Origin of the sequence: Sphingomonas sp., from assembly GCF_036388215.1 — a bacterium.
Taxonomy (GTDB): Bacteria; Pseudomonadota; Alphaproteobacteria; order Sphingomonadales; family Sphingomonadaceae; genus Sphingomonas.
Map to the genome: position 1 here is coordinate 20489 of NZ_DASVSH010000001.1, position 25728 is coordinate 46216.

General features: G+C 65.2%; 21 protein-coding genes. 7 read left to right on the plus strand and 14 right to left on the minus strand.

The window, feature by feature from the left end; genetic code table 11:
- Window positions 1–40: 40 nt before the first annotated feature.
- Together VF617_RS00120 and VF617_RS00125 are read left to right on the plus strand one after the other, a co-directional pair.
- Window positions 41–679, plus strand: coding sequence for a lasso peptide biosynthesis B2 protein (locus VF617_RS00120; RefSeq protein ID WP_331012818.1), 639 nt, complete (start codon window positions 41–43; stop codon window positions 677–679).
- Window positions 676–2442 (plus strand): asparagine synthase-related protein, encoded by a 1767-nt coding sequence (locus VF617_RS00125; protein WP_331012819.1) that lies wholly within the window; start codon window positions 676–678, stop codon window positions 2440–2442. The genes VF617_RS00120 and VF617_RS00125 overlap by 4 nt, the downstream gene beginning before the upstream one ends.
- On the opposite strand, the gene VF617_RS00130 is transcribed toward VF617_RS00125, so the two are convergent.
- The 4 genes from VF617_RS00130 to VF617_RS00145 all read right to left on the minus strand — a co-directional run bounded on the left by VF617_RS00130 (window position 2420) and on the right by VF617_RS00145 (window position 8953).
- On the minus strand, window positions 2420–4462 hold the full coding sequence (locus VF617_RS00130; protein ID WP_331012820.1) for an Atxe2 family lasso peptide isopeptidase: 2043 nt from the start codon (window positions 4460–4462) through the stop codon (window positions 2420–2422). The genes VF617_RS00125 and VF617_RS00130 overlap by 23 nt on opposite strands.
- Window positions 4456–7371, minus strand: coding sequence for a TonB-dependent receptor (locus VF617_RS00135; protein WP_331012821.1), 2916 nt, complete (start codon window positions 7369–7371; stop codon window positions 4456–4458). Before VF617_RS00135 ends, VF617_RS00130 begins: the two co-directional genes overlap by 7 nt.
- 86 nt (window positions 7372–7457) lie before the next feature.
- Entirely contained in the window at window positions 7458–8420 is a 963-nt protein-coding gene (locus VF617_RS00140) for a FecR family protein (protein ID WP_331012822.1), read from the minus strand.
- A complete protein-coding gene (locus VF617_RS00145; RefSeq protein ID WP_331012823.1) occupies window positions 8417–8953 on the minus strand; it encodes a sigma-70 family RNA polymerase sigma factor in 537 nt (178 codons plus the stop codon). Before VF617_RS00145 ends, VF617_RS00140 begins: the two co-directional genes overlap by 4 nt.
- A gap of 534 nt (window positions 8954–9487) precedes the next feature.
- Here VF617_RS00145 and VF617_RS00150 point away from each other — a divergent pair.
- The gene (locus VF617_RS00150) at window positions 9488–10396 is read left to right on the plus strand and encodes a LysR family transcriptional regulator (RefSeq protein WP_331012824.1); all 909 of its coding nucleotides are present in this window, start codon (window positions 9488–9490) and stop codon (window positions 10394–10396) included.
- Between the two features lie 215 nt (window positions 10397–10611).
- Here the strand turns inward: VF617_RS00150 and VF617_RS00155 are convergent, their stop codons facing one another.
- From VF617_RS00155 to VF617_RS00170, 4 genes are read right to left on the minus strand one after another with little or no spacing between them, the layout of a single operon-like run.
- Window positions 10612–10962 (minus strand): DUF3147 family protein, encoded by a 351-nt coding sequence (locus VF617_RS00155; protein WP_331012825.1) that lies wholly within the window; start codon window positions 10960–10962, stop codon window positions 10612–10614.
- 8 nt (window positions 10963–10970) lie between these two features.
- Window positions 10971–14126, minus strand: coding sequence for a CusA/CzcA family heavy metal efflux RND transporter (locus VF617_RS00160; RefSeq protein WP_349256341.1), 3156 nt, complete (start codon window positions 14124–14126; stop codon window positions 10971–10973).
- Between the two features lie 28 nt (window positions 14127–14154).
- The gene (locus VF617_RS00165) at window positions 14155–15396 is read right to left on the minus strand and encodes an efflux RND transporter periplasmic adaptor subunit (RefSeq protein ID WP_331012827.1); all 1242 of its coding nucleotides are present in this window, start codon (window positions 15394–15396) and stop codon (window positions 14155–14157) included.
- Window positions 15396–16676: a TolC family protein gene (locus VF617_RS00170; RefSeq protein ID WP_331012828.1), complete on the minus strand. Its 1281-nt coding sequence runs from the start codon at window positions 16674–16676 to the stop codon at window positions 15396–15398. Before VF617_RS00170 ends, VF617_RS00165 begins: the two co-directional genes overlap by 1 nt.
- A gap of 209 nt (window positions 16677–16885) precedes the next feature.
- Between VF617_RS00170 and VF617_RS00175 the strand changes: the two genes are divergently transcribed.
- On the plus strand, window positions 16886–17302 hold the full coding sequence (locus VF617_RS00175; protein ID WP_331012829.1) for a hypothetical protein: 417 nt from the start codon (window positions 16886–16888) through the stop codon (window positions 17300–17302).
- On the opposite strand, the gene VF617_RS00180 is transcribed toward VF617_RS00175, so the two are convergent.
- The 4 genes from VF617_RS00180 to VF617_RS00195 form a co-directional block, all read right to left on the minus strand.
- Entirely contained in the window at window positions 17203–18243 is a 1041-nt protein-coding gene (locus tag VF617_RS00180; RefSeq protein ID WP_331012830.1) for a copper resistance protein B, read from the minus strand. The two genes, VF617_RS00175 and VF617_RS00180, sit on opposite strands and share 100 nt — an antisense overlap.
- Complete coding sequence (locus VF617_RS00185) at window positions 18240–20069, minus strand: copper resistance system multicopper oxidase (protein ID WP_331012831.1); 1830 nt, start codon at window positions 20067–20069, stop codon at window positions 18240–18242. Before VF617_RS00185 ends, VF617_RS00180 begins: the two co-directional genes overlap by 4 nt.
- 76 nt (window positions 20070–20145) lie before the next feature.
- The gene (locus VF617_RS00190) at window positions 20146–20337 is read right to left on the minus strand and encodes a hypothetical protein (protein WP_331012832.1); all 192 of its coding nucleotides are present in this window, start codon (window positions 20335–20337) and stop codon (window positions 20146–20148) included.
- A 33-nt stretch (window positions 20338–20370) separates the two neighbouring features.
- Window positions 20371–20673 (minus strand): hypothetical protein, encoded by a 303-nt coding sequence (locus VF617_RS00195; protein WP_331012833.1) that lies wholly within the window; start codon window positions 20671–20673, stop codon window positions 20371–20373.
- Between the two features lie 205 nt (window positions 20674–20878).
- Between VF617_RS00195 and copC the strand changes: the two genes are divergently transcribed.
- The 3 genes from copC (at window position 20879) to VF617_RS00210 (ending at window position 22757) form a co-directional block, all read left to right on the plus strand.
- On the plus strand, window positions 20879–21265 hold the full coding sequence (gene copC / locus VF617_RS00200; protein ID WP_331012834.1) for a copper homeostasis periplasmic binding protein CopC: 387 nt from the start codon (window positions 20879–20881) through the stop codon (window positions 21263–21265).
- A 4-nt stretch (window positions 21266–21269) separates the two neighbouring features.
- Entirely contained in the window at window positions 21270–22178 is a 909-nt protein-coding gene (gene copD / locus VF617_RS00205) for a copper homeostasis membrane protein CopD (RefSeq protein WP_331012835.1), read from the plus strand.
- A 108-nt stretch (window positions 22179–22286) separates the two neighbouring features.
- Window positions 22287–22757: a YybH family protein gene (locus VF617_RS00210; RefSeq protein ID WP_331012836.1), complete on the plus strand. Its 471-nt coding sequence runs from the start codon at window positions 22287–22289 to the stop codon at window positions 22755–22757.
- Here the strand turns inward: VF617_RS00210 and cueR are convergent, their stop codons facing one another.
- Window positions 22758–23153, minus strand: coding sequence for a Cu(I)-responsive transcriptional regulator (gene cueR, locus VF617_RS00215; protein ID WP_331012837.1), 396 nt, complete (start codon window positions 23151–23153; stop codon window positions 22758–22760).
- A 32-nt stretch (window positions 23154–23185) separates the two neighbouring features.
- Window positions 23186–25531, minus strand: a complete 2346-nt coding sequence (locus tag VF617_RS00220; protein ID WP_331012838.1) for a heavy metal translocating P-type ATPase — start codon at window positions 25529–25531, stop codon at window positions 23186–23188.
- Window positions 25532–25728 lie beyond the last annotated feature (197 nt).

The window sequence follows — 25728 nt, forward strand, 5'->3', positions numbered from 1 at the left end:
GCGTCGGCGCGGTCCCGCGCCGACGCCTTGTCGCACCTTCATGTGGCGTCTCAATTCCAATCTCACGGCCTGCATTGCCTCGGGCAGGCTGATCCTGCTTGATGAAGCGCGCGACCGCTACTCCGCGGTCCCCGACGACAGCGTGGCTTTCATCGAGGCCTGGCTGAGCGCGGCGGATGGCAGCGATGTCCCCGCGCCACTTGCAAGAATGCTTGGCGACACGAGCCCCGGCCGTTTGACCAACCAACTGCGGATCGACGTCTCCGCCCCGAATCCGACCGCTGGGCAGCCAGCCGGGACGGGCGCCGATCTAACAAGCGTTTTTTCGGTGACGAGGACCATATTGGCAAGCTGGAGCCTGTTGCGGACCCGCAAGCTGCATCGGATCCTGGCCCATCATCGGGGCAGGAGGACAGCGGCAACCCTGCTCGAGCCTTCCGCGCTGGTGGACTGTGCCCAGCGTTTCGCGAACGCCCGACGCTGGTGCCCGATGAAGCGGAACTGCCTGCTCGACTCGCTGGCCCTCGATCGATGGATGGAACATCCCCGTAACGCGGAGATCGTCTTCGGGGTCGTGGCGAAGCCCTTTGAAGCGCACTGCTGGGTCCAGTCCGAGGCAACCGTGTTGAACGACAGCTATGACCGCGTCTCCCGCTTCGAGCCGATCCTGACGGTATGAACCTTTCGCCTCTCGTCGTGATCGTGCGCGATCCAGGCTCTCCGCTTTCGGCGAGGTTGAGATCGTTCGTCGATGCGCTGACCGGGAAAGGGAGTCTCGAGCGGCTTTTCGAGACAGACCGACTGATCGTTGCAGGTCAACGGACCGCGCCGCATCTCGTGCTGCCCGATGGCGCTGGCCTGATCTGGGGTACGCTGTTCGAGCGCATGACCTCATGGCGGGTCACGGACAGGAAGGGTCTGCCCAACGCGAACGCGCCCTTCGAACAGTTCGTTGAACAATATTGGGGCGGCTATCTGGCAATCCGCGAGACCGGCGACATCGTCGAGATCCTGCGCGATCCTTCCGGCGCGATCCCATGCTATCACGCGCGGCTAGGTGACGATTGCATTCTCACCACGCGAATCTCGCTGCTGACCGACGCCGGGCTGATCCGCCCCGAAATCGACTGGACGATCGTCGCCCAGTCAATCGTCTTTCAGGACCTTCGGCCGGCGAGAACCGCGCTCCGAGGGATAGACGAACTGATGCCGGGTACCTGCGCCCGGTACGCCCGGGACCGGACCGAGATCGATACGTTCTGGACTCCGTGGCGATGGGCAGCGCGGGAGCGCGAGGTCAGTTCGCTGAACGAGGCGATCGAGCGAGTCAGGCGGGCGACGATGAGTTGCGTAACCGCGTGGGGGCGATGCTTCGAGCGTCCTCTGCTCGAACTCTCGGGAGGGCTCGATTCCTCGATCGTGGCCGCGGTGCTGGCGAAGGCAAATTCGAACACGCACTGCGTCACGTTCGCCGCGATCGAAGGGGATCCCGACGAGACGCCATACGCGCGGGCTGCCGCAGAAGCGCTCGGGCTGTCACTCGAAGTCCTGCAGCCCGACACGGCGTTGGTCGATGTTGCCCAATCCTGCGCGCGCGATCTGCCACGGCCATCCGCGCGGGCATTCTCTCAAGCGCATGATGCCGGCCTCCGCGCGATCGCAGAGCGCCAAGGTACCGACGCCTTTTTCAGCGGCGGCGGCGGCGATAACGTGTTCGCCTATCTTCGATCCGCTTTGCCGGTAATAGACCGCTGGAAGCGCGGTGACGGCGGGGTCCTGAAGACGATCGGTGAGATTGCGGAACTCTCCGACGTCAGCTTCTGGAAAGTGATGATCGCATCGGTACGGCGCGGCTTGCGGCTTCGTGCGGCGCGCCGGTGGCTGGTGCGGGATCGCTTCGTCTCTGCCCGCGCCCTGGGTGACCTGCCATTTCCCCATGGCCACCCGTGGATCGACGCGCCCGCGACGATCCTTCCCGGAAAGCGTGTTCACGGGCTGGGGCTGGTCGTCATCCAGAACCATCTGGAGGGGTTTGGCCGCTTGCATGACGCCCCGATCATATCCCCGCTCCTCTCGCAGCCGCTAATCGAAGCCTGCATGGCCGTTCCGACTTGGCTGTGGTGTGCCGGAGGCGAGAACAGGGCCGTCGCCCGGAAGGCGTTCGCCGATCTCCTTCCACCGGTTGTGATCGAACGGCGCAGCAAGGGTGCGTTCGATACCTACAGCAGTCGTGTGTTCGATGCGAACCGGGGCGCCATTCGCGAGATGTTGCTAAACGGCGCCCTGGCTCGACAGTCTTTGATCGACACCGTTCGTCTGGAAGCAGTGCTTGCGCGGGACACGGTTTCCAAGCTCGATGTGGTCCGCCTTCTGGAGCTCACCGATGTGGAGGCGTGGGTCGACGCATGGGCGTCTCGCGCTAGCGGGTCGATCGTAACCTGAGCGCTTGCCAGCGGGCCATCGTGGCCGCGCTCCCGGGATCCGCAGTTGGTTGGTCCTTTAGCCAGAAGTCGAACCAAGCGAGGTTGCGTTCATAAACGGCTAGCCGATGCTCAGGGTGAAATTTCACGTGGTGCTCGTCCGGAAAGACGTACATTTCGACGGGCGCGTTCGCGGCGTCCAAGGCGGCATATGTTTCGAGCGCGAGACGGTATTCGCGGTCCGACACCTGGATCAGTAACGGTGTCTGCATTTGCTCCGCATTAGCTGCCAGCGAATAGGGCTTCCAGAATTGGGGATTGTCGGAACCGGGTGCCGGATAGCCCCACCGCGTAAGGGAATCCGAATAGGCCAGTCCGACTGATACTCCGGATGCACTGGATTCGCAGCACGTGCTCATCGCCGCCGCGCGAATGCGGGAGGAGTTAATCAGCGCGAATTGCACCGTGCTGCTGCCGTCGCTGAGACCGGTCAACCCAATCCGGTCGGGGTCGGCGACCCCGCGCGCGACCAAGGCGTTGATGCCGGCCTCCAGGCTCGCCTGCACACGGCGGCGGTCGGCCCAGCCCGTGATATTGATCCGCTGATAGCTGTCCGCATCGGGCGCGTCGCTATCGCTGCTGGGCGGGCGCGGACGCGTGATGCTGAGAACTGCATAGCCGCGTGCGGCGAACAGGTGAATCGGATATTCGTCGCCGACGCCGCCGCGTAGAAACCCCTGGCTCTGATATTGGACGATGACCAGCGGAAGGCGCTGGCCCGGACGATATCCTGCTGGCAGCACAAGATCGCCGTAGCTCGAGATCCCGTTGGGATCGGTCCATCGCAACCGTTCGACGCTGTTGCGAATGCGCCCTGCCAGGTCCGCGTTGGGATCGTAGAGGGTGTTCGTTGCGCCAGTCCCGGAGTCGATGGCCGCCAGCGTCCGGGGATGCAGCGCGGTCTCGCGTCCGCAGACCAGCTTGGAACCTGCGAGCGCGCAGCTGTAGAGCGCGTCCTGGGTTGCCAGAATCCGCCGCGGCGATGGCTCGCGGGCAAGATCCCAGCGGTAGATTTCCGTCTCGCCGCCATTCGCAGGATTGCCGGAGCGCAGAAACAGGACCGTATCGCCCTGCGCCCAGATGGCCGACACCCGCGATCCGCAGATATCGCCGCACGCAATCCGGCGGCCCCGATACTCGACCGTTAGGACCGACGGGCCGGCATAGCGAAGGGGTTGCTGCGGCGCCGTCCAGGCCCGCCCCCCTTCCGGGATCGTCACGTACAATCTGGCGGCGGGTGACCGTTTCGGATCGGGAGCTGCCGCGAGGTTTGGGACCGTCCGGCCACCGGAAATCTCCACTGTCACGATCTCGAACGGGCTCGGTGGCGGATTGGGCCGCGCCTCAGAGAGCGCCCAGAAGCGGCGATCATAGAGGTAGCCTCCCCGACCCTCCCGGCTGATCTGGGCGAGCGCTTTCGACGTAGGCCGGTATTGGATCCGCAATGTTGTCGAGGTGGACCATTCCACACTCCGCGCGTCATCGGCAAGCCGGGTCAGCTGGCGAGGGCGGCCCTGAGGTGTGGCGATCCAGACCTGAGTGACGCCACGATCTCGGCGCAGATAGGCGATCGTGCGCCCGTCCGGCGACCAGACCGGCGCATCGTCGGCAATCGAACCATTGACGATATCGGAGACGCCTCGAAGGTCCATCCGGAGCTGGATTGGCTCCCCGCCAATGTCGAGAAAGCGTGCGGCGCCACTGCCTTGCAGCGGCACGAGTACGAGACCGATGCAGTAATCGTCGCGTGCCGGGTCGGCCCTGCGCAGGATCAGGGCCGCCCATCTGCCATCCGGCGAGACGCTGCTCTCCCCGAAGTCGCGAAGCTGGACGAGGTCTTTCGCCGCCAGGTTCTGGCCTGCCGCCGCCCCGGGGGAGGGCGGCAGCAGGCGCTTCTCGCACGCGGCGGGCGTTGCGTGCGCCGCCGCCGTCGTGCTTGAAAGCAACATGGCGAGTGCCGACATGCCAGTTCGGCTCACCATTTCTTGGTGACCTGCAGCGAGATCACCCGGCCAACCGGGTTCGCGTTCTCGGGATCGAAGCCGTAGGTCAGCGGACCCACGGCATAGGCCGCGAAGGGCGGATCGCGATCGAAGAAGTTGGTCGCGCTCAGGGCCAGCCTGAGGCCGCCCAAAGCGCCGGACCCTTCCGGCACCGTGTAGTTCAGTTGCAGATCGAACGTGGTCCAGGCCGACACACTTTGCTGGGTTCCCAGAAGGGAATTGGTATAGCCATCGACATAGTTGACGCTGAACCGCGCGCCCCAGCGGTCTGACGACCAGCCAAGATGGCCGCGCGCGCGGATCTCGGTTGGATTGCCGATCGTGCCAACGACGTTGGTGACGGGTGCCGCGGCCGAGAGCTGCTGCTTGATATGGAAGGTATAGGTCGCGCTTGCCCCGATGTCGGCGCGGCCACCGCCCACATCAAAGGCGTAGCCAAGATCGAGGTCGAGGCCCTGTACCTTGACCACCGCCAGATTCTGGAGGCGGGCGTCTGCGATCGCGGTCACTGCAGAGGCGGGAACACCGAAATAGTTCACGAAGAAAGGGTCGGCATAGAGCTCGGCAATGCGCGCGGCAGTTGGGCTCTCGTTGAGGATCGGCGAGAAGGTCGCACGGTTGGTCAAAAAGGTCAGCAGGTTGGAGGACGGGTCCGCGATCCGGTCCCGATAGTCGACATCGAACCATGTAGCGCCGAGGTGAAGGCCGGGAACCTCCGCGGGCCGGACATCGAAGCCGAGCGTGGTCGTCGTTGCTCGCTCTGGCCGCAGGTTCGGGTCGTTGCCGCGGATCACGACCGTGTTGGTGACTCCGCTCGACGACTGCGGGTCGGGGATCGGATATGCGAAGATCAGCTTCGCGCCCGGATCCTGGCGCAACTCGTTGAACCCGGGCGCGCGAAACGAACGGCCATAACTGCCGCGGAAGGTAATCGCGTCCGCGGGCGCCCATGTGAAACCGAGCCTCGGGTTGGTCGTCGCGCCGAAGTCGCTGTAGCGCTCGGCACGGATGGCCGCCGATAGGTCGAGCCGCCGCATTCCAGGAAAGCCATTGGCTTCGCCGAACAGCGGAACGACCAATTCGCCATACGCTGCTCGCACAGTTCGCGGTGCCGGCAGCGCGCGGGCCGCGACCGTCGTTGGGGTCAGCGTACTGATATCCGCGATTGTCCGGTTGAAACGGTAGATTTCCTTGCGGAACTCGGCACCGACAGCGACCGAGACGTCACCGGCTGGCATTGTGACGATGGGACCATTCGCGCGCAGACTGGTCGACCAGACGATGCCGCTATTGCTGCTCCTGAGTGAACCGCGAACCTTGTCGATCGTGGCCGGGTTTGTGAACGAACCGTCGCCCATCAGATTATACGCAGTCGCGGCGTTGGTGTCGGACAGCGCTACGGTGAGGCGCGCGCTGTTGACGCGATTGTAATTGGTGCTGCGCTCGGTCTGGCGGCCCCAGGTGCCGTGTGCGTCGATATTCCAGCGGCCGATGTCCAAGGCGAGGCCGGCGGTGCCGCTCAGTGCGAACACCCGGCCCCGGGTACCTTCTGCGCCGAGATCGCGCACGAAACGGTACTGGACTCGAATCGGCTGGTTGGTGCCGATGGGGTCGACATAGAAGGGATTGGTGACCGGCACCGTGCGCGTGGCGTCCGAGCTCGGACGGGTGTGCCCATCGAAGTTCCGGATCGTGCCGAGACCTTGGAGATAGAAGCGCAGATTTGGCAGCAGGTCCTGACTGAATGCGGCGAAGGCCGAATGGCGGCGCTGCATCGGCATGATGTCTGCGCCCAGCCAGCTGTCACCGAGGTTCGAAGTCCCCGCGGTCAGCCTTGCAGCGGTCAGGCCCATTCCATTTTGCCCGCGGGGGATCGCGAAGGTCTGGCCGCCGGCAGTGATGGTGCCGGGGTTGGCGTAGGTGCCCCGCCGATCGGGTCCACCGAACGCCCTTAGATCGTCGGTCGCGAAGCGGCTCTCGGCGGCTGCCAAAGCTCCTCGCTGATAGAATTCATACGCCACCATCACCCGGCCGCCGGACCAGCGCGTTCCGAAAAGCTGGCTGGCATTGTATTCGTTGAACGACCCATCGGCGGTGCCGACGCGGAAGCTGGTCTCCGCGCCGGTAAAGTCCAGTCGCGGGATGATATTGACGACGCCGGCGACGGCATCCGAGCCATAGATCGCCGAAGCGCCGTCGGGGACGACTTCGATCCGCTGGATCGCCGAGAGCGGGATCATTGAAACGTCGGCGAATACGCCGGTCGGGCCGCCAAGTGCCGGGCGGTCGCCGTTGAGCAGGACGAGCGTGGAGGCGACACCGAGGCCGCGGAGATTGACGCTTGAGCCGTAGGCCGTGTTCAGCGACGCCGACTGCGACAGCGTGCCGCCTTGGGTGCCGTCGCTTGGACCGCCGGAGAAATTCTGTGGGATCGTCTGCACGATCTGTTGCACCGTCGAATAACCACTCTGATCGATGGCCTTTCGATCGATCGTCACGACAGCCGATCCCACCGGACCACGGCCACGGATGCGCGTGCCGGTGACAAGGATCTCGCCGCCTCCCGCACCCTGATCCGGTGTGTCGGACTGCTGGACAACCAGCGTGGTGCCCACGACCACGGCGCGCAGGCCGGTGCCGCGAAGCATCGACCCGAGCGCATCCTCTACGGCGTAGCGTCCGCGGACCGGCTGCGAACGACGCCCCTGAACGAGCGTGTCGGCGACCATGATCTGCCGGCCCGACGATGCCGCGAGCTGGTTGATCGCCGCGCCGAGATCCTGCGATGCAATGTCATAGTCCCGTGTCGCGGCTTGTTGCGCCTGCGCGTTCGGCGCGACGATGGCGGCGGCGCCGCAAAGAAATGCGAACCCTTGTTTTCTGTTCATTGATGCCTCCCCTGCCGCAGTGCGCGGCTGGGTGGGCAAGACGGTGCAGGCGCAATATACCCCCCGAAATTATTTCGGGGATCAGATCAGGGGCGTTCGAGGATCAGATTTCCGTCCGCGCCGGGGCGCAGGTGAAGCTCGAATGCCGCGGCCAGACTCGCCGCCAGGGCACCCACCGGTACCGGCCGGAACGTCCCCGTCACACGCAACTGGCCTAGCGACCGGTCCGAAAGGACGATGTGCTGCTTCGAGTAGCGGTTGGTTTCTGCCAGCACGTCCGCCAGAGGCACGCTCTTGTAGACGAGCATGCCGGCGACCCATTGCTCGCTGGCCGGCGCTGCGGCTGTTTGCGGCCGACCCGCCGGAAAGATCATGCTGTGCCCGGGTGCCATCCTGAAGACAGCGGCCTGAGTGTAGCTGGCGCCTCGGCCGCGAATTTCGATCGGGCCCTTCCAAGCTGACACGCACACCCCCGCGGGACGGATCTCCGTGTCGAACCGGCCCTCCGGAATTGAAACCAGCCGATCCCCGGCCTCGACTACGAACATGCGCGAAGGATCGGCGCGAACCTCGAAGCGGACCCGGCCGCGCACAAGTTCGACGCGGCGCGCGTCCCGAGCGTAGCGCACCCTGACCTGGCTATCGGTATCGAGCGTCATCTTCGAGCCGTCGGGAAGGCGGAGGGTGCGGATCTCGCCGATCGCCGTCTGCATCAGCGCGGCAGTCTGGACCGGCTGAGGCGCGGGGCTTTCGCTGCCGGGCCGGAGGAAAACGACTAGCAGGATCGCGGCAGCGGCGGCGGCGATCGCGGCGACGCGAGGACCGGTCAGGACGAAAAATGGCGATCGGTGGCGCTCGAGCGACCGGTTGCGGCCCATCTCGGTGGCCCCCAGTCCGGACGATGCCTGCCAGGCACGCTCGAGCCGAGAATAGGCTTCCGAATTGGCGGGCGCCGCCGCGAGCCACTGTTCAAATGCGGGGCGGTGTTGCTCTGCATCCGGCCCCTGCATGCGGCTCCACCATTCCGCCGCGTCCGGCTCGGAGGTCATCCTTCGCGGTCCATGACGCGGCCGAGATGGGCTATGGCCTTCGACATCTGCTTTTCCACGCCCTTCACGCTCAACCCCGTTCGCTCGGCGATCTCCCCATAGGTCATGCCGTCGAGTCGGTGCGCGAGGAAAATTTCGCGGGTCTTCGGCTTGAGCCGGAGGAGAGCGGCCTCGAGCCGGCGCAACGTATCGCGCGCTTCCAGCCGGCCAAGCTCATTCGCTTCCGAAATGGCCGCATCGACGATCTCGGGCGCGAACACTTCATTGCGGCGCGACGGGGCCGTGGCATGGTCACGCAGGAGATTTCGACCGACCTGGTTCAGATAGGCCGCAGGCTTGGCGATCTCGACGTTCGAAGCGGCGGATTGCGCCACCCGGAGAAAGGCCTCCTGGGCGAGGTCCTCGGCCTCAACCGGGCTTGCGCGATTTCGCGTGAAATAACGCACGAGAGACAGCCGGCGATCGCGATACAGCAGGTCGAGCCGCAGCCCGCCGCTTTCGTCGGCCGCCCGCGTCGCGGCGGGACCCGTCACGACCGCAACTCCTGATCCGCACTGCTCAGCCGACCCATAGACCCGTCCCCAAAAGCGAGACGGGACCGGCAGCAAGCCGGGTGTTGAGAACATGTTTGGGAACATGCGCCGACGCCTTTAGCCTTGCGGCCTGGACATGCGCGCCGGCCACCCGGCAGGCTGGCCAAGTGAATGAAGACACCCAAACGAGGTTCTCACGCCTCGGTGCCGAATTTCGCCGGCACCGCCACAAGCTAGGCGGGCCGCCTATCCGATGGCAAGTAGCCTGAGCCGCTTCTGTCTTCAAACTGGACCAGTTGAGCCGCTTCCTGCACGTCGGCTCAAAAATACCGTTGCGGGTCCAGCACAATCCATAGCCGAGCCCGGAAGATTTCGTCTTGTAAGTTTTTGCCGCGCCGCCCGGAAAGCCAAGTCATCATCTGCGGTCGTCGATGTTTGCGCCACCATTTCTTGTAATTGTCAGATGACCCCCCGAAGTTTCTAACTGACTCCTGCGCGCCCCCATCACCGGGGCAAGACGGACAGGGATGCGCCATGATCGACGTTCACCTCCTGCGCTATGCGCTGGCGGCTGCGGAGACCGGCAGTTTCAGCCGGGCCGCCGGGCAGTTCCGCGTGAAGCAGTCCACGCTGAGCAAGCGCATTCGCCATCTCGAGTTGCGGCTCGGGCTGTCCTTGTTCGACCGGTCGACCCAAGGGGTCGCGCCGACGCCGGTCGGGCTCCGTTTTCTCGCCAGGGCCCGCACGATCCTCGGCGATCTCGAATCCCTTTCCGCGGAGTCTCAGGCGCTGGCGAAGGGAACGGCGGGAAGGCTGCGGATCGGCTTCCAGGGATCGCTCGCGGCAGGAGATCTCCGTGCCATATTCGAAACCTATCGCTGCTCCTGCCCCGATGTGGAACTCGAGGCGACCGAAGGCGCCCGCGATACGCTGCTCGCCGAGGTCCAGCGCGATCAACTCGATATCGCGATCGTCGCCGGTGAAGTGGGGGTTGCGGGACATCGATCGCTTTGCCTGTGGAGCGAGCCTCTCTCGATCGGGATGGCTCGCGGACACCCGCTCGAAGCTCGCGCGCCCCTCTACTGGACCGATCTTCGCGGCTTGACCTTTGTGGTGACGGCCGCCGACCCAGGTCCGCTGATCGCGGCAATGATCACTGCGCGGTTATCGGGGCCGGGTTCGGCGCCGAAGATCATCTCGCAGTCGGTCAGCCGCGACAATCTGGTGAGCTTCGCCGGCGGCAATTGTGTGGCGGTGACGGCGGGAGCACCCGCAGCGACGGACGCGGCCCTGCTGCTTTGCGAAGTCCATGATGCGTTCGGCCCGACGCGGCTCGACCAGGGGCTGCACTGGCGGGGAGACAATGCCAATCCGGCTCTCAAGCGGTTCCTGGCGCTCGTCGGCACAAGGTATGGCCGCTCATTGTCGGACGTCTTGGACTAGAAGACAGGAAGGCCGCCATGTGAGGGGAGCATGACGGCGCTCGAGCATTACCGAGTCATAGTTGGTGGGACATTGACCAGGGCGGTCCTGGCCATGCTTCCGGACCCCGGCACGATCGTATCGGAGGCGCCGTTGTCATAGCGGTGACGGCCATGGCATTGCCGGTGATCACCGTGCGAAGCACTGACTTGCACGTTTTCAAGGTTGATCACGCTTTAGAGCCGTACTCCGGCGCGTGTCGCGAGCCAGATGGTGACAGCATAGAGTACCATTGTCAGCAGGCAGCCCGCCGCTAGAGCGGGCCAGAAGCCCACCCCGCGCTTGAGCAGCATCGGCAACAGAAGGAACATCGGCAGGCTAGGGATCACATACCAGAATGTCGCGCCCGCATGATCGGCCAGTCGCACCGGGTCCCGCGTTTCGCGCCACAGCCAGATCATGGCCAGAATTGACAATAGCGGCAGCGAGACGATCAGCGCGCCGAGGCCAGGGCTCTTGCGGGCGACCTCGGACACGATCGCGATGATAACGCCCGATAGCAGCGCCTTGATGGCCAGATAGAGCATATCGTCACCTACGCCCTTGCAACTGTGGTGTCAGGGCCCGTCTCCGGGCGCACGCGGTGAAGCAGCCGGTAAAGCGCCGGAAGCACCAGCAACGTCAGCAGCGTCGATGAGATGACGCCCCCGATCACCACCGTCGCCAGCGGGCGCTGGACCTCGGCACCCGCGCCCACGTTGAACGCCATCGGCACGAACCCAAGGCTCGCGACCAGGGCGGTCATCAGCACCGGTCGCAGCCGCGTCAGGGCGCCCTCCCGGATCGCCTCCTCTACGGGTCTCCCCTCGGCGATCAGCGTTCGGATGAAGCTCAGCATCACTACGCCGTTGAGGACGGCGACGCCCGAAAGCGCGATGAAGCCGATGCCCGCCGAGATCGACAGTGGCAGGTCGCGGATCAGCAAGGCCGCGACGCCGCCGGTGAGCGCAAGCGGGACGCCGGAGAAGACGATCGCCGCATCCTTAACCGAGCGGAAGAGCCAGAAGAGCAGTCCGAAAATCAGCAACAGCGCAGCGGGCACCACCAGCCGCAAGCGTTCGGCGGCGGAGATCAGCTGTTCGAACGTCCCGCCATAGCTCACCCAATAACCGGGCGGCAGCTCGACCTCCGCATCGACCTTTTGCCGGAGTTTCTGCACGAACGATCCGAGATCGCGCCCTCGCACATTGGCGGTCACCACGACGCGGCGCTTGCCGTCCTCGCGGCTGATCTGGTTCGGGCCGATCACAACCTCGACCTTGGCCACATCCTCGAGCGGCACGAAACCCCGCGGCTCTCCGCCATGCGATGGCAGGGGGATCCGCAGCCGGCCGATCTCGTCCACGCGCGAGCGAATGTCTTCGGGGAGGCGCACCACCACGGCGAAGCGCCGGTCTCCCTCGAATATTTGCCCCGCTTCGGCACCGCCGATCGACACCGAGACGACGTCCTGGATGTCGCCGACATTGAGGCCCAGCCGCGCCAGCGCGGCGCGGTCGGGCGTGATCTGGAGCACGGGCAAGCCGGTAACCTGCTCGATGCCCACGTCAGCAGCGCCATCGATGCCGCCGACCACGCGCTCGATCGCCTGTCCTGCCTCCAGCAACTGTTCGAGATCGTCGCCGAACACCTTGATAGCCACATCGGCGCGAACGCCCGAGAGCAGTTCGTTGAACCGCATCTGGATCGGCTGGGTGAACTCATAATTGTTGCCGGGGATCGTCTCGGCGGCGGCATGCATCTCCCTGACCAGTTGGGCGCGGGGTTTACGCGGGTCTGGCCATCGGTCGCGCGGCCTGAGCATGATGAAGGTGTCGGTGACCGAGGGCGGCATCGGATCGGTCGCGACTTCCGCCGTGCCGATTTTCGAGACGATCCGCTCGACTTCTGGGAAGCGCTTGAGCCGGGCTTCCAGGCTCGTCTGCATCTTGATCGATTGGGTGAGGCTCGTACCCGGAATGCGCAGCGCATGGAGCGCGATGTCGCCTTCGTCGAGGTTCGGCACGAACTCCGATCCCATCCGGCTCGCCGCGAACCCCGCGAGCGCGGTCAGGATCACCGCGGAAATGACGACGATCGCCCGCATCCTCAGCGCCGCCGACAGTGCGGGCGCATAGGCTTGACGCGCCCAGCGCATCAGCCAGCTTTCCTTTTCTTCCACGCGCCCAGTGACGAACATCGCGATCGCCGCGGGCACGAAGCTGAGCGACAGGATCAGCGCGGCGGTCAGCGCCATCACCACTGTGACCGCCATCGGGTGGAACATCTTCCCCTCGACACCGGTCAGCGCGAAGATAGGCACATAGACCAAGGCAATGATCATCACGCCGAAGAGCGACGGGCGGATCACTTCGGAGGTGGCCGAGGCCGCCAGGCTGAACCGTTCCTCGCGGGTCAGCAACCGCTCCAGCCGGTGCTGCGTCTCGCCGAAGCGGCGCAGGCAATTCTCGACGATGATCACCGCGCCATCGACGATCAGCCCGAAATCGAGTGCGCCGAGGCTCATCAGATTGCCGGACACGCCCGCCTGCACCATCCCGGTGATCGTCATCAGCATGGTGATCGGGATGACGGCTGCGGTGATCAGCGCCGCGCGGATGTTTCCGAGCAGCAGGAACAGCACGACGATGACAAGCAAGGCACCTTCGAGCAGGTTCTTCTCGACCGTCGCGATCGCGCGTTCGACCAGGTCGGTGCGGTCGTAGATCGTCTCGGCCTTCACGCCCGGCGGCAGCGCCTTGGCTGCAACGGCGAGCCGTTCGGCGGCAGCGCGGGCGACCACCCGGCTGTTCTCGCCAGCCAGCATCATCACGGTGCCAAGCACGACCTCGCGGCCATTCTCGGTCGCCGCGCCGGTGCGCAGTTCTTCGCCCATCCCGACATCGGCGATGTCGGCGATGCGGATCGGCACGCCGCCCCGATTGGTGACGATGATCGACCTGAGATCGTCGATCCCTGCGGCCTGGCCCGAGACGCGGACGAGATATTGCTCGCCATAGCGCTCGACATAGCCCGCCCCGACATTGGCGTTGTTGCGCTCCAGGGCCTCGACCACATCGCCCAGCGTAAGCCCATAAGCGGAGAGGCGCGGGGGCAGCGGAGTCACGTGATACTGCCGCTCGAACCCGCCGATGCTGTTGACCTCGGTGACACCGGGCGTGTTTCGCAGCTGCGGACGGATCACCCAGTCCTGCAGGGTGCGCAGATCCTCCGCGGTATAGGGCTGCCCGTCCGCCTTGCGCGCGTTCGGGACCGCCTCGAGCGTATACATCAGGATTTCGCCGAGCCCGGTGGCGATCGGTCCCATTTCGGGGTTCACGCCCTCGGGAAGCCGCGAACGAGCGATCTGAAGACGCTCGTTGATGAGCTGGCGGGCGAAATAGATGTCGGTGCCGTCGGCGAACACCGCCGTCACCTGGCTGAGCCCGTAGCGCGAGAGCGAGCGCGTGTATTGAAGGCCGGGCAGGCCCGCGATGGCGGTCTCTACGGGGAAGGTTACCCGCTGCTCGGCTTCGAGCGGCGAGAAGCCGGGCGCCTCGCTGTTGATCTGGACCTGGACGTTGGTGATGTCCGGCGTCGCGTCGATCGGCAGGCGTTGGAAGCTCCAGATGCCGATCGCGCACAGCAGCGCAATCGCTCCCAAGACGAGCCAGCGATAGCGAATTGCCGCCGAGACGATGCGTTCGAGCAGGGCCGGTCGCGCCGGGGCGGGATCGGCCTCAATGGTCATGGCTCGCCCCTGCCTTGTCGATATCCGCGCGGATCAGGAAGGCGCCGTCAGTCACATATTCGGTGCCGGGTTCGAGCCCGCTGAGAATCTCCGTCCATTCGGGCGTGCGCCGCCCGATCCGGATCATGCGAACCTCGTAGGTGTTGCGGACCTTGGCATAAACCACGTCGAAGTCGCGGAATCGCTGGATCGCCTTGGTGCGCACTGCCAGCGGCACCTGTGTCTCCGAAATGGCAAACGAGCCCTCGACACCCATGCCGGGGCGGAACAAGGTCGCCGCCGACGCCGGCAAATGGACATGCGCCATCAGCGTCTGGCTGGCGAGATCGGCGGTGGGCAGCATCGCCTCCACCGTCGCCGACAGCCGCGCCTCGCCCGACAGGCTCCTGAGATCGACGCGTTGGCCCACCCGGATGCGTTCGGCATCGCGCGGGTAGACGAAGAACTCGGCATGGAGCTTCGTCGGATCGGCGATCACGAACAGCGCGCGATCCCCCGTCACATCGCCGACATTGGCGTTCTTCTCGACGACAATCCCGCTGATTGGTGCGGGGATCGAATAGACTTGAAGGCTGTGGCTCGATTCGACCCGCACGAGCGGCTGGCCCTTGCGCACCGATTGGCCCAGCTGTCCGCGCATCTCGACGATGCGGCCCGGCAGCCAGGCGCGGACATCGGCTTTGCCCTCGGGCGTGATCTCGACGCGGCCGGACATATCGACCAGTTCGCTGACCGTCCCCGGCCCTGCCTTTTCGGATTTGACTCCGCCTTGCCGCGCCGCTTCGGCAGCGATCGTCGTTCGCCCCTCATAGGATGCGTAGGTCCAGCTGTGCGTCCGTCCGCCCTCGACAGCCTTGATCTTCACGTCGAACGAATGGGGCTCGGCGACCACTCCGGTTCCGCGCAGATAATCCTCCTGGGGCGCGAAGGCGAAGCGATCGACGCGTCCGCCGAGCCGGGCCAGTTCGACGCTGAGTTGGACTTCACCCGGTGCGACCGGCTTGTTGCCGCGATACGCATAGATGTGGAACTCGGGTTCTACCCCGTCCTCGAAGATCGTCATCTCGATCGCGAAGTCGCCGTCGCGCAGCATGCGCCCGCGATGCGGCCCGCGTTCAAACTCGGCCGCTTCGGCGCCGTGCGCCTCCTCACCTTCATTGGCGGAAGGGCTTTGGCCGCACGCGGCGGTCAGCGCGCAGACCAGCAGCGCGCTCAGGAGATGAATACGCATCAGCGGTTCTCCGCGCTGGTGAACAGGGAGGCGTGGCGTCCGGTCAGCCGGTCGAGGCGCGCGCCGGCAAGGTGGAAGCGCCGCAGAAGCTCGATTCGCCGCGCGCGGGCGTCGGACACGACACGTTGCGACTCCGCCAGCTCAAGCAGGGTGAACGCAGTGCCGCCACGGTTGAAGCCATCGCGGACCATCGACACGGTGCGCTCCGCAAGCGGGAGCACCTCGCGATCGATCCTGCCGACTTCCGTCGCGATCGCGCGGCGCTCGGCCACCAGCCGGTCGATCTCACGCTTGCGCTCGACACGGGCGAGGGAGATTTCGCCTTCCGCCGCGGTCTGATCGCTTCGTGCGCGATCGATGTTTGCGGTATTCGCCCGGCGGCTGCCCAGCGGGATGGATCCGCCGACGATCAGGGCAGCCTCGTTCCCCTCGCCGAAATGCCGAACGCCGACACGGAAGGTGGGATCGGCAGTGCCGAGCGTCTGCACCAGCCGGATCTTGGCGCCCGCAACATCGCGCTCCGCGATCAGCAGCGCGATGTCCGGGGTCTCTTCCATCTCGAAAAGGGTAACGTCCGTCAGCCAGAAGGCGCTCATGTCGAGCTGGAAACCGTCGCTGCCGCTCCACATCGCCGCAAGGTTGGCGCGCGCGATACGCGCGGCCTCCACTGCCTGATCGAGCGCGATCTGCGCCTGTGCGACGGCTGTCTTCGCGCGTTCGTCGGCGAACAGCGGATCGACCGCGCGATCGACGCGATAGCCGACCTCGCGCGCATTGCGCTGCGCGAAGGCCAGCCGCTCCTCTGCGACCGACACCGCCGCTTGGGCCGCGAGCGCTTCGACCCACAGCATTTGAACCTGCGCCACAAGGTCGAGCGTCCGGACCATGCCGCGGAACCGGGTCACGGCCAGCTCGGACTCAGCCGCGCCGACGCGGGCTTCGCGCTTTGCGCCGCGCTCGACCGGCCGCTCATAATAGGCTGTCGTTTGGGACCGGTTGAATGGCGAGTAGGGGCCGGTCCCGGCGAAGTCCTCGATTTCGAGTCCGACCACCGGCCTCGGCCCAACCCGGGCCTGGCGCACGGAAGCTTCGCCCGCCCGGATGCGGGCGCCGGTTACATCGCCATATGGATCGGCGGCAGAGACCCTGCCGAGCACGTCACTAAGGCTGAGGCCCTGCGCCTGGGCAGATGAAGCGACAAACAGCAGCGTAAGTGCGCCGATCGACGCCAATTTGTGAAATCCGCGCGCACGGCGGCGTGCGCTCGAGAGCAAGACCATGATTCGACTCCGCAGAAAGGCGTAGCGAGACCCACGCCGAGCGGCGCGGGCTAAACGTCAGCCGTCGAGGTTCTGGGAGGCCGTTCGGGCCCGTGAGGGGCCGCGTTCGCGGGGTTCCGGTCGGGTGGGAGTGGTAGCCCACCGTTCGTGGCAGCCAGCCTGCCGATGTGTAACGAGGCCAAAGCCACGATGCCCGAGCCGGTGTCACCGTGATGGTGATGGCCCGGCTGGTGATCCATTGGACCATCGCGCTGGTCGTCCTGATCGTGATCCGCATGATGATCGGCATCGTGATCATCCAGCGCGACCGCAACGCTAAAAGCCGAATGCTCATGCACTTCTGCGCGGGCACCCGAGTGCTGAACCTGATCGACGACGCCCGACGCGGCGGTCCCGGCGAAGACAAGTGCGAGCGCGATGCACAACATCGCACTCATCCGCTTCACCAGATGGTCGCCGAAAAATCTCACGCGGAAGTTCCTATCTCCGCCGCAAACCTCGCGCAAGCCAGCACGGTCGCCACACGTCAAAACCAGAACCGCACCCCCACCACGAAGTTGGCTGACGTCGGATCCTCGCCCGCGACACGCGAGAAGTTCGCGGTGCGCCCCGTCTTCGCCTCATAGGCAACGCCGACGTAGGGCGCGAACTCGCGGCTGATTTCATAGCGCAGCCTGAGACCGAGCTCGACGTCGACCAGACCGGCGCCGATACGGCTCGCCGGCACGTCCTGCGCCGAGAGGTTGAACTCGACGCGCGGCTGCAGGATCACGCGCTGGGTGATGCGCTGGTCGTAATAGCCCTCCGCTCGGGCCAGAAGGTCGCCCCTGGTCGATAGGAACAGCGCGCCTTCGACTTCGAACCAATAGGGAGCCAGCCCCTCGATACCGACGGTCGCATAGGTCGCCGGGCGGCCCGGCTCGAAATCATGGCGGACGCCGACCTGCACATTGAAATAGGGATCGATGGCGCGCGAGTAGAGCCCCTGGACTTCCGCGCTTTCCACGCCCTCACCGAAAGTGGCTTCGCCTTCGGTCTTCACCACGAGGCGATTGATGTCGCCACCAAACCAGCCTTCGCCCTCCCAGCGAAAGCCATCCGCACGCTTACCCGCCTGATATTCCGCGATGTTGAAGATGATCTGCGAGAACGTCCCGCCGCCATGCTCGCGCATCACTGCTGCGCGCGAGCCGATCATCGCGTCACGGCCCCATATGCTGTCGGCATAGTTTGCTTCGACCGGAACGGGTGCGGGCGCATTGCCCGGCGGTAGCGCTGTGCCGCCTAAGCCGGGGTCCCCGCTTGCCTGAGGCGTCGCCGGTCCTGCCTCCGGCATGGCCGACATATCGTGGCCGGCGTGCGGATCGGCAGGCTCAGCGGCCGCGGGTTTCGCGTTCGGCTGCGCCGCATGGCCCGCGTGCTGGTCCTCGGCGGGCTTGGACGCAGGTGTGGGCGTGGGCTTTGGAGGTGTCATCCCCGGCATGTCGGAGTGATCCATCGACTGTCCCGCCGCGGGGGCGGCGCAAATAATCGTCGAGGCGGCGGCGAGCAGGAGGAGGCGCTTCATGCGGCTTCTCCCTGGCGCGGGCGGACGGTGACGACACGCATCATCCCGGCATGCATGTGGTAAAGCATGTGGCAGTGAAACGCCCAGTCGCCAACCGCGTCGGTGGTCACGTCGAACGTCACCTTGCCGCCCGGCTGCACGTTTACGGTATGCTTGCGGGGCGCATATTCGCCGTGGCCGGTCACGAGCTCGAAGAAATGGCCGTGGAGATGGATCGGATGACCCATCATGGTATCGTTGACTAATGTGATGCGGACCCGCTCGTCCTTCAGGAAGGGGATCGGCGCCTTCACTTCGTTGAGCTTCACGCCGTCGAACGCCCACATATAGCGCTCCATGTTCCCGGTGAGATGGATCTCGAGGGCACGATCGGGACCGCGAACGTCGGGGTTGCGCTCCGCCGCGATCAGGTCGCGATAGACCAGCACGCGGTGACCGGCGTCCTCCAATCCTTGACCCGGCTCGCCGGTGCGATCCATCGGCATCGGAGAAATCATCTGGACGGTCGGGGTGTCCTCGACAGTGGGCGGCACGGTCGAAAAGTCGCGCATGGAGTGCTTCATCGGTGCAGGAGCCGTCGCATGCGCGCTCTGCGGCGCCGCTGCCCCCTTTGGAGTGCAATGGCCCATTTCGGCGTGCTCTGGCGGGCAGTCAGGGTCTGAGGCGGCACCCGCGGCACCGGAGCCGTGGTCCATTCCACCCATCCCGCCCATGCCCATATCCTTCATGGTCGCGAGGGGGCGCTTTCGGAGCGGTGGGACCTCCGCCACCACTCCCGCGCGCGGCGTCAGCGTGGCCCGCGCCATGCCGGATCGGTCGATGCTCTCTCCGACAAGCGTGTAGGCGCGATCCTCTATCGGCTCGACGATTACGTCATAGGTCTCCGCGATCGCGATCTGGAACTCATCAACCGTCACCGGGCGCACGCTCAGCCCGTCCGCCTGGACGATGGTGAGCTTGAGGCCTGGGATGCGGACATTGAATGTCGTCATCGCCGAAGCGTTTATGACCCTTAGGCGCACGCGCTCGCCCGGCCGAAACAGCGCCGTCCAATTGTCGTCAGGGCCGTGCCCGTTGACGAGATAGGTGTAAGTCGATCCCGTCACGTCGGCGATGTCGGTGGGGTCCATGCGCATCTTGCCCCATTCGCGGCGTTCGGCGGCTGACTGTCCCTCGCCACGAAGCTGCTCGGCGAGCGTCTGTTTCTGGTAGTTGAAATAGCCGCCCTGAAGCTTGAGCTTGCGGAATATCTCGTGCGGATGAAGCGGGCTGTGGTCCGACAGCACGATCACATGCTCGCGATCGGATGCGATCGGATCGGGGCCTTCGGGGTCGATGACGATAGGGCCGTAATGCCCCATCTGCTCCTGGAGCCCCGAGTGGCTATGATACCAATAGGTGCCGGCCTGGACGACCGGGAACTCGTAGACGAAGGTCGAACGCGGTCGGATGCCGGGAAAGCTCACGCCCGGCACGCCGTCCATCTGGAACGGCAGCAGCAGGCCATGCCAATGGATCGAGCTGTCCTCGTCGAGATCGTTCGTCACCGAGAGGCGGACGTTGGTCCCTTCCTTCAGTCGAATCAGCGGCCCCGGCACTGTCCCGTTGATGCCGATCGCATGGGTGTTACGCCCATCGACCTTCATCAGCTGGTGCGCGATGGTCAGCGCGATTTCGGCGCCTTGGAGCGAAGGCAGCGGGCGGACGATCCCCTGAGAGACAGGCTTGGCCCAGGCGGGAAACCAGGCAGACAGCGCCAGGCTTCCGCCGCCCAGGGCGGCAGCGCGCAGAAGCGTCCGCCGCTCGATCGGATGCGGCTTGTTCATGATGTTTCCTTGTGACGCGCACTCGCGCCGTCCCGAAGACAGCGGCGCCATGTGCGGCGCCGCTATCCATCAGGGCTCAATGGTGGGGCTTGTCGGGCTTGCCTTCGCCGTGCCCAGCATGGGCATCGGAAACCTTGTCCTTGCAGCACTCCATCTTCTCGCCGTCTTTGCAGCAGCAGCACTTCTTCTCCGGCGTCGGAGCGGACTGTGCGTAGGCGGCGGCGGGAAACGCGATCGTCAGCGCGATCGTGGCCAAAATGGTCTTCATGAGAATCTCCTGTGATTTGAGCGGGTTTACGTCTCAGGAGAATCGTGGAGGGGGTGTTGCTGCCTCCGGGGCGAGCCCGTGGAGAATCTCGGCCAGACCCGCGACACGCGGTTCGGTGGGCCCATACGTCTGTCGCTGAATGTCGTAGCGCTGCGAAGGAATTGCGGCGCAGGCGACCGCGCAATCGGCAAGCCGATCCGGCTGGTCCTTCTTGTGCTCGGGCATCTGCTCGCAATGACCTGCTGGTTCCTGTGAAATGCTCGAAGCCATCGCGGGGCCGCCATTGACCATGGCCAGCGGCATGACGAGAACCGCGAAGAGGATCAGAAGCCTCATGAGGCGAGCGGCCGACATGCGGGTTCAATAGGCTTTGATAGCAAGGCGCGCAACGGCTTGAGCGCTGTTTCGCCTACAAATAAAGCCTATTGACCCTGACACAGTGTCAAGTCCCATGGAGTTGAATCAACCTCGCTCAGGCAAGTTCAGGGCGGGTAAAGTGCCCGTGCCGCATAGCGAGCAATCGCGTTCAAAGGAGTTCATCATGCGTTTCAAGTTCATGCTCGCTCTGCTCGCGGCTCTAGGCCTCGCGGCCGTGCCGGCCTCGGCGCTGGCGCATCCCAAGCTGGTTGCGGCGACCCCGGCCGCGAACGCGAGCGTCGCTCCACCCACTCGAATTGTCCTGACGTTCAGCGAACGTTTGACGCCACGGCTGTCGGGCGGCTCGCTTGTGATGACCGGCATGCGGGGGATGAAAGACCATCCTCCGATGAAAATGAGCGGCGTGACGAGCGCGGTTGGTGCGGACGGCAAGTCGATCGTACTGACGCTTTCCAAGCCGCTTCCTCGCGGCACCTATCGCGTCGAATGGTTCGTGGTTGGCGGGGATACGCACCGGATCACCGGCGTGCATGTCTTCACCGTGAAGTGATGCCGTGACCGACTGGCTGGCGGCCGCGCTGCGGTTCGCCCTCTACCTCGATTTGATGTTGCTGGCGGGGCTCGCGGCGCGATGCGTTTACGCCGCCCGTCAGGCCTCGCTGCTTCCCAGCCGTCGAGTGCTATCCGCGCTGGGCGGCCTCGCGGTTATTCTGAGCGTCACCGGCTTCCTCTACTCGGTGGCAGGAATGGCGGGCGTCGCAGTAACGGATCTCGACCAGGACACGTTGCGGTTCGTGCTGGCGGAAACGACGCCTGGCTGGTCCTTCCTGGTGCGACTCGCTGCGTTGACCGCGGCGCTGGTAGCAATCGCTTTCGTCACGCGGAGAAGGACTGCCATCTGGGTGGTCGCTGCCGCTTCGGGAACGGCCTTGGCAACATTGGCGTGGGTCGGGCATGCGGCGGTGTCGGAAGGGCCCGCCGGGACCATCCACCTGCTTTCGGACGTAGCCCACCTACTGGCCGCGGCGCTATGGGTCGGGGCTCTCGCCGTGTTGCTCGCGTCGCTGATCCAGCCGCCTGCGCAGAGCCGCCCGCTGAGCGACATGCATGACGCACTCCACGCCTTCTCCACGGTCGGATCGATCGTTGTCGCGCTGTTGTTGCTCACCGGCACGGTCAATCTCTGGCTGACCGTCGGCCCAAGTGGCTTGCCGCTCCTGCCGGCCTCGCCCTACGGACAGTTGCTCATCCTCAAGCTGCTCCTGTTCCTTGCCATGCTTGGCCTCGCCGCCCTCAATCGCGTGCGTCTGACCCCGCGCCTGGCCGCTGCGCTCGCGAAGGGCGATACGAGGACCGCCACAGGAGCGCTGCGGGCCAGCATCGTCGCCGAGGCAGCCGCTGCGGTCGTGATCGTCGCGCTCGTCGCCTGGCTCGGCATGCTGGCGCCACCCTCGGCGTCCTGAGCACCAACCGTGCCACGGAATCGCGAGGGCGGCCGCTTCCTATCGCGCGAGCGCGCATGCTAGGAATAACAGCGTTTCATCACAGTGGGGACCAGCATGAACATCAGAATGCTCGTTGCACTCTCGACGTTCGTCGCCCTGTCCGGCGCGCCGCTGGCTACCGAGGCGAGCGCCGTCCAGTTGAAGCGGCCCACCACGGAGATCAGCGACCCGGCGAAGGTCGTTGATGCGTTTCACGCAGCCCTGTCCACCGGGAGGCCGAGCGACGCGCTCGATCTGCTTTCCGACGACGCCTTGATCTTCGAGAGTGGCCATGTGGAGCGCAGCAAGACGGAATATGCCGCCCACCACGCCGCCGCCGACGCGGAATTTGCGAAAGCCGTGTCGAGTGTGACGGCGAAGCGCTCCGGCGAGACGATCGGCGACTTTGCCTGGATCGCCAGCGAAACGCGAACGAAGGGCACCTACAAGGGCAAGGCGGTCAACAGCCTGACCACCGAGACCATGCTGCTTCGGCGCGTCAAGGGGAGCTGGAAGATCTTCCATATCCACTGGTCTTCGCGAAAGCTGACGTCCTAGTCATCCGCTCGGGCCTTCGAGTCCCACCAGGATAGGGCAGTCGGGACGATCGTCGCCGTGACAGCTCGACGCGAGATGCTCCAGCGCCTTACGCATCTCGTCGAGTTGCGCCGCCTTGCGCTTCAGTTCCGCCGCGCGGGCGAGTGCCAACGACTTTACTTCGGAACTGGCCCGACCGCGATCGTGCCACAATGCCAGCAACTGGCCGATTTCCTCGATTGGGAAGCCGAGGTCGCGGGCGCGACGGATGAAGCCAAGCGTGTTCACGTCGCGCGCGTCATAGTCGCGGTACCCTGAGTCCCGACGCGAAGCGCGCGGGATCAGCCCGATCTTTTCATAATGGCGGATCATGCGTTGACTGACGCCGGTTGCCGCCGAGACCTGACCTATTTTCACGATGCCTCCGCTCCCTCACCCACAGTTTCGCATCAAAGACGAGTCGTCCGAAGCCGCAGCGAGTTTCCGATAACGGCCACCGAGCTGAAGGCCATCGCCGCGCCGGCAATGATCGGGCTCAGCAGCAGGCCGAAGAACGGATAGAAAACCCCGGCCGCGATCGGTACCCCCGCCGCGTTGAACACGAAGGAGAAGAACAGATTCTGACGGATGTTTGACATGACGGCACGGCTTAGATGGCGTGCCCGGACGATCCCGCCAAGGTCGCCCTTGACGAGTGTCACGGCAGCACTCTCCATTGCCACGTCGGTCCCCGTGCCCATCGCGATACCTACGTCCGCGGCGGCAAGCGCGGGAGCGTCGTTGATGCCGTCGCCCGCCATGCCCACGCGCCGCCCTTCCTTGCGCAGGCGCTCCACGATCTGCTGCTTTTGCTCGGGGAGGACGTCGGCGATGATCTCGTCGATACCTGCAATTACACGTGCGACAGCTTCGGCGGTTCTCCGGTTGTCGCCGGTCAGCATCACCACCCGGACGCCGTCACGCCGCAGCGCCTCGATCGCCGCCGCCGCACTCTCCTTGATCGGGTCCGCGACCACGATCAGGCCCGCCAGCTTCCCGTCGATGACCGCCAGCATGACGCCCTGTCCATCCGCGCGAAACGCATCCGCCTGAGCGGATAGCGAGGCGGAGTCGACGCCCAATTCGTCCAGCAGCGCCTGATTTCCCAGCCCAACCTTTCGGCCGTCAACGGTGCCGGTCACACCCTTGCCCGTATGTGAAGCGAAACCGCTCGTCGCCGGCAGATCGATGCCACGGTCCTCCGCTCCTTCGAGGATCGCGGCGGCGAGGGGATGCTCGCTCCCCCGTTCGAGGGCGGCCGCGAGCCGCAGCACCTCCGCTTCCTCGAATCCCGCAGCAGTCACCACGGCGACGAGCTTGGGTTTTCCAAGCGTCAACGTGCCGGTCTTATCGACCACGAGCGTGTCGATCTTCTCCATCAACTCCAGGGCCTCGGCATTTTTGACCAGCACGCCGGCCGCCGCGCCGCGGCCCGTGCCGACCATGATCGACATCGGTGTCGCAAGGCCGAGTGCACATGGGCAGGCGATAATGAGCACCGCCACGGCGTTGACAAGCGCGTGACTGAGCGAGGGCTCCGGCCCCCAAATCGACCAGACCGCGAAGGATGTGAGCGCGATCAGCACCACGGCGGGCACGAACCACGCCGAGACCTTGTCTGCGAGCGCCTGGATCGGTGCGCGCGAACGTTGCGCCTGCGCGACCATCCGCACGATCTGCGAAAGCATCGTATCCTGCCCGACGCGTTCGGCACGCATCACGAAGCCGCCGGTGCCGTTCACGGTGGCGCCGGTCACTCTTTCCCCCGGCGTCTTCTCGACGGGCACAGGCTCTCCGCTGATCATCGACTCGTCGATCGAGGAATGGCCTTCGGTGACCACGCCATCGACCGGCACCTTCTCGCCCGGCCGGACACGAAGCAGGTCTCCCGCCTGCACCAGCTCGAGCGCAACATCCTCCTCGCGCCCGTCTTCGCGCACCACGCGCGCGGTCTTGGGCGCAAGCCCCAGCAGCGCGCGGATGGCGCGACCCGTTGCAGAACGTGCGCGCAACTCCAGCACCTGCCCGAGCAGCACCAGTGCCGTGATGACCGCCGCCGCCTCGAAATAGACCGGAACGGCGCCTCCCATCGTTCGGAATGAGGCGGGAAACAGGCTTGGGGCGAGCGTTGCGACCACGCTGTAGCCATAGGCCACGCCCACACCGAGGCTGATCAGCGTGAACATGTTGAGGTGTCGGGTCCGCAGGGACGCGAGGCCCCGCTCGAAGAAGGGAAAGGCGCCCCAGAGAACCACCGGCGTTGTCAGGGCAAGCTGGACCCAGATAGAAATCTGCATCGGAACAAGATCCCAGCCGAACACCTCGGCACCCAAGGTCAGGATGACCAGCGGCGCCGACAACGCGGCGCTGAACCAGAAGCGCCTGGTCATATCGATCAGCTCGGGATTCGGACCCTCCTCCAGGCTGGGTTCAAGCGGTTCCAGCCCCATCCCGCAGATCGGGCAGCTTCCCGGTTCCGGGCGTCGGATTTGCGGATGCATCGGGCAGGTCCAGATGACGCCCTGGGAGGGTGCAGTTGATGCGGTGTCCGACGCGCTCGACCGCTCCTCGGCAAGGTAGCGAGCTGGATCAGCCGAGAACTTCGCGAGGCAGCTCCCGCTGCAAAAATGATGGGTCCTGCCCTCGAAGGAATGGTGATGTGGCGTCGCCGCGGGATCGACAGTCATTCCGCATACAGGGTCCGTCGCGCGTCCCGGTTCGGGCGTGCCGCTGTGCCGGGAATGATCGTGGTTCATAGGATCGTCCTTCAAAGCGAATCATCTTCTGGTACCGTTTGCAGCTTGACATGATGTCAGGGTCAAGCGAGTCGAATCACGATGCAGCGATGCCAGGTCGGCCTCGCAGAAAGCGGGTAGGGTTTCCGCGCGAGTCGTACCGGACGAGCGGCTCGGACCTTAGTCTCGCAGGCGTTGTGCCGACATCGTGACGGCGT